This is a genomic window from Pseudomonas sp. NPDC077408, assembly GCF_050269105.1.
Taxonomy (GTDB): Bacteria; Pseudomonadota; Gammaproteobacteria; order Pseudomonadales; family Pseudomonadaceae; genus Stutzerimonas.
Map to the genome: position 1 here is coordinate 1 of NZ_JBNNHS010000024.1, position 3,512 is coordinate 3,512.

The 3,512-nt window shown below is 56.8% G+C and carries 8 protein-coding genes; all 8 read left to right on the forward strand.

Annotated features, from left to right (window positions below; all coding sequences use genetic code 11):
- Positions 1-92: EF-Tu C-terminal domain-related protein (locus ACQKEK_RS23300; protein WP_023007569.1), on the forward strand; the 92-nt coding region annotated here is incomplete at its 5' end.
- A 148-nt stretch (positions 93-240) separates the two neighbouring features.
- A complete protein-coding gene (gene rpsJ, locus ACQKEK_RS23305; RefSeq protein WP_499144391.1) occupies positions 241-552 on the forward strand; it encodes a 30S ribosomal protein S10 in 312 nt (103 codons plus the stop codon).
- Positions 553-633: 81 nt separating this feature from the next.
- Positions 634-1,269 carry a 50S ribosomal protein L3 gene (rplC, locus tag ACQKEK_RS23310; RefSeq protein WP_045430590.1) on the forward strand — a complete coding sequence of 212 codons (636 nt, stop codon included), beginning with the start codon at positions 634-636 and terminating at the stop codon, positions 1,267-1,269.
- Positions 1,270-1,281: 12 nt separating this feature from the next.
- Positions 1,282-1,884, forward strand: coding sequence for a 50S ribosomal protein L4 (gene rplD / locus ACQKEK_RS23315; protein WP_046164399.1), 603 nt, complete (start codon positions 1,282-1,284; stop codon positions 1,882-1,884).
- Positions 1,881-2,180: a 50S ribosomal protein L23 gene (rplW, locus tag ACQKEK_RS23320; protein WP_021209378.1), complete on the forward strand. Its 300-nt coding sequence runs from the start codon at positions 1,881-1,883 to the stop codon at positions 2,178-2,180. Before rplD ends, rplW begins: the two co-directional genes overlap by 4 nt.
- A 14-nt stretch (positions 2,181-2,194) precedes the next feature.
- Entirely contained in the window at positions 2,195-3,016 is an 822-nt protein-coding gene (gene rplB / locus ACQKEK_RS23325; RefSeq protein WP_128120965.1) for a 50S ribosomal protein L2, read from the forward strand.
- Between the two features lie 16 nt (positions 3,017-3,032).
- Entirely contained in the window at positions 3,033-3,308 is a 276-nt protein-coding gene (gene rpsS, locus ACQKEK_RS23330; RefSeq protein ID WP_021209376.1) for a 30S ribosomal protein S19, read from the forward strand.
- A 13-nt stretch (positions 3,309-3,321) separates the two neighbouring features.
- Positions 3,322-3,512, forward strand: a 191-nt coding sequence (locus ACQKEK_RS23335; RefSeq protein WP_499167721.1) for a large ribosomal subunit protein uL22, incomplete at its 3' end; no start/stop codon positions are given.

Below are 3,512 nucleotides of genomic sequence, written 5' to 3' on the forward strand. Positions count from 1 at the left end.
CTCCGATCGCCATGGAAGACGGTCTGCGTTTCGCGATTCGCGAAGGTGGCCGTACCGTTGGTGCCGGCGTGGTTGCCAAGATCATCGAATAATCGTTCGGTGTCGAAAAGGGCCCTTCGGGGCCCTTTTTCTATTGCTGATCATTTATTGACACCCTCTGGACGCATCCGTACAATTGCGCCTCCTTTTACCGGGCGTATTGCGTTTGGTAGGGATGGCTAATTGGAGTCTGAGGTCAAAATGCAAAACCAACAAATCCGTATTCGGTTGAAGGCTTTTGACCATCGCCTGATCGATCAATCAACCCAGGAAATCGTGGAAACCGCGAAACGTACTGGTGCTCAGGTGCGTGGTCCGATTCCACTGCCGACCCGCAAAGAGCGGTTCACTATTCTGGTTTCTCCGCACGTCAACAAAGATGCGCGCGACCAGTATGAGATCCGTACTCATAAGCGTGTGCTGGATATCGTCCAGCCGACCGACAAGACTGTCGACGCGCTGATGAAGCTTGATCTTGCGGCTGGCGTGGAAGTGCAGATCAGCCTCGGCTAAAACCTGGAGTTTTAGTCGTGTAACGCTCTGAAATGGGCGGCCATAGCGGGTGAAAGCCCCGTACACTCAAGAGGTTACAACATGACTATTGGTGTAGTCGGTCGTAAATGCGGAATGACCCGCGTTTTCACCGAAGATGGTGTCTCTATTCCGGTTACGGTCATTGAGATCGAGCCGAATCGTGTCACTCAGTTCAAGAATGAAGAAAGCGATGGCTATCGCGCTGTGCAGGTCACTGTCGGTGAGCGTCGCGCGTCCCGTGTCACCAAGGCTCAGGCTGGTCATTTCGCTAAGGCGAATGTAGCTGCCGGTCGTGGTGTCTGGGAGTTCCGTCTCGATGGCGAGGAATTCCAGGTTGGTGACCAGATCAAGGCTGAGATTTTTCAGGCTGGGCAGATGGTGGATGTCACCGGTCAGTCCAAGGGTAAAGGCTTTGCCGGTACCATTAAGCGCTGGAATTTCCGTGGTCAGGACAATACTCACGGTAACTCCGTATCCCACCGCGTCCCGGGTTCGATTGGCCAATGCCAGACACCAGGCCGTGTTTTCAAGGGCAAGAAGATGTCCGGGCACATGGGCGCCGAGCGCGTAACCGTGCAGTCCCTGGAAATCGTGCGTGTCGATGCCGAGCGTAATCTCCTGTTGGTCAAGGGTGCAGTGCCCGGCGCCACTGGTGGTGACGTTGTCGTGCGTCCGGCTGCCAAGGCTCGCGGGTAAGGGGGAGTTCACATGCAATTGAATGTTAATGGCGCACAAGCCATCGAAGTCTCCGAGCAAACCTTTGGTGGTGAGTTCAACGAGACGCTGGTGCACCAGGCAGTCGTCGCCTACATGGCTGGCGGTCGTCAGGGTAGCAAGCAGCAGAAGACTCGCTCCGACGTCTCCGGTGGCGGTAAGCGCCCCTGGCGCCAGAAGGGCACTGGCCGCGCGCGTGCTGGTACCTCGCGTGGTCCGATCTGGCGTGGCGGTGGCGTAACTTTCGCTGCTCGTCCGCAGAACCATGAGCAGAAGCTCAACAAGAAGATGTACCGCGCAGCGTTGCGTTCCATTCTTTCCGAATTGGTTCGTTCCGAGCGTTTGGTTGTTGTTGAAGATTTCGCCGTCGACAGTCCCAAGACCAAGCTGCTTGCTAACAAGCTGACTGGCATGGGTCTGAGCGACGTACTGATCGTTTCCGATGCTGTCGATCAGAACCTGTATCTGGCGGCCCGCAACCTGCCGCACGTCGATGTTCGTGACGTTCAGGGTTCCGATCCCGTCAGCCTGATCGCCTATGACAAGGTGTTGATCACCGTGTCGGCTGTGAAGAAATTCGAGGAGCTGCTGGGATGAACCAGGAACGCGTATTCAAAGTCCTGCTTGGTCCGCACGTCTCCGAGAAGGCAACCATGCTGGCTGACAGCAAAAGCCAGTTCGTTTTCAAGGTTGCTACTGATGCAACCAAGCTGGAAATCAAGAAGGCCGTCGAAAGCCTGTTCAACGTGAAGGTCGCCAAGGTCAGCACCCTGAATGTTCAGGGTAAGACCAAGCGCACCGCTCGCGGCCTGGGCAAGCGTAACGACTGGAAGAAGGCGTATATCGCCCTTCAGCCAGGCCAGGATCTCGATTTCTCCGGCAACGCTGAGTAAGGAAGGGGTGCATCATGGCAATCGTTAAATGCAAACCGACTTCCGCGGGCCGCCGTTTCGTGGTCAAGGTGGTCAATCAGGAGCTGCACAAAGGCGCTCCTTATGCTCCGCTGCTCGAGAAGAAGTCGAAGACTGGTGGCCGTAACAACAACGGCCGTATCACCACTCGTCACATCGGTGGTGGTCATAAGCAGCATTATCGTCTGGTCGATTTTCGTCGCAACAAGGATGGCATCCCAGCCGTCGTTGAGCGCGTTGAATACGACCCGAACCGTACTGCACACATCGCGCTGCTGAAGTACGCGGACGGCGAGCGTCGCTACATCATTGCACCCAAGGGTGTAACTGCTGGCGATCAGCTGCTCTCTGGCGTCAATGCGCCAATCAAGGCTGGTAACAGCCTGCCGCTGCGTAACATTCCGCTGGGTTCGACCGTTCACGGTGTTGAGCTCAAGCCTGGCAAAGGTGCCCAGATCGCGCGTTCGGCTGGTGCTTCGGCTCAGCTGGTTGCTCGTGAAGGTGCCTACGTGACTCTGCGTCTTCGCTCTGGCGAGATGCGCAAGGTACTGGCTGAATGCCGTGCGACCCTGGGTGAAGTCTCGAACTCCGAGCACAGCCTGCGTTCGCTGGGTAAGGCGGGTGCTAAGCGCTGGCGCGGTGTCCGTCCGACCGTTCGCGGTGTGGCAATGAACCCGGTCGATCACCCCCACGGTGGTGGTGAGGGTCGTACCTCCGGTGGTCGTCATCCGGTGTCGCCATGGGGCTTCCCGACCAAGGGCGCGAAGACTCGCTCTAACAAGCGCACCGATAACATGATCGTCCGTCGTCGCAAGTAACTAGAGGGATACGACAGTGCCGCGTTCTCTGAAAAAAGGTCCTTTTATCGATCTTCACCTATTGAAGAAGGTCGAAGTGGCGATGGAAAAGAATGATCGCAAGCCGGTTAAAACCTGGTCGCGTCGTTCGATGATCCTGCCACAAATGGTCGGTCTGACCATCGCTGTGCATAACGGCCGTCAACATGTCCCCGTTCTCGTGAGCGAAGATATGGTCGGTCACAAACTCGGCGAGTTCGCTGGTACCCGCACTTATCGCGGGCACGTAGCGGACAAGAAAGGCAAGCGCTAAGGGGTAAGGAAAGATGGAAGTAGCCGCTAAGTTGTCGGGCGCTCGCATCTCCGCCCAGAAAGCCCGCCTGGTCGCCGACCAGATCCGCGGGAAGAAGGTGGGCGAAGCGCTCATTGCTGGCCGCTACGAAGGCATCGATGAGCGTTTCATCGAAACGCATGTGGATGAAGAATGGTCGATTGGCGATTACGTGCTGTCCGGTGG

Excerpts from the sequence above, each read along its gene's own strand:
- rpsJ (WP_499144391.1), top strand. The coding sequence starts at position 241 with ATGCAAAACCAACAAATCCGTATTCGGTTGAAGGCTTTTGACCATCGC.
- rplC (WP_045430590.1), top strand. The coding sequence starts at position 634 with ATGACTATTGGTGTAGTCGGTCGTAAATGCGGAATGACCCGCGTTTTC.
- rplD (WP_046164399.1), top strand. The coding sequence starts at position 1,282 with ATGCAATTGAATGTTAATGGCGCACAAGCCATCGAAGTCTCCGAGCAA.
- rplW (WP_021209378.1), top strand. The coding sequence starts at position 1,881 with ATGAACCAGGAACGCGTATTCAAAGTCCTGCTTGGTCCGCACGTCTCC.
- rplB (WP_128120965.1), top strand. The coding sequence starts at position 2,195 with ATGGCAATCGTTAAATGCAAACCGACTTCCGCGGGCCGCCGTTTCGTG.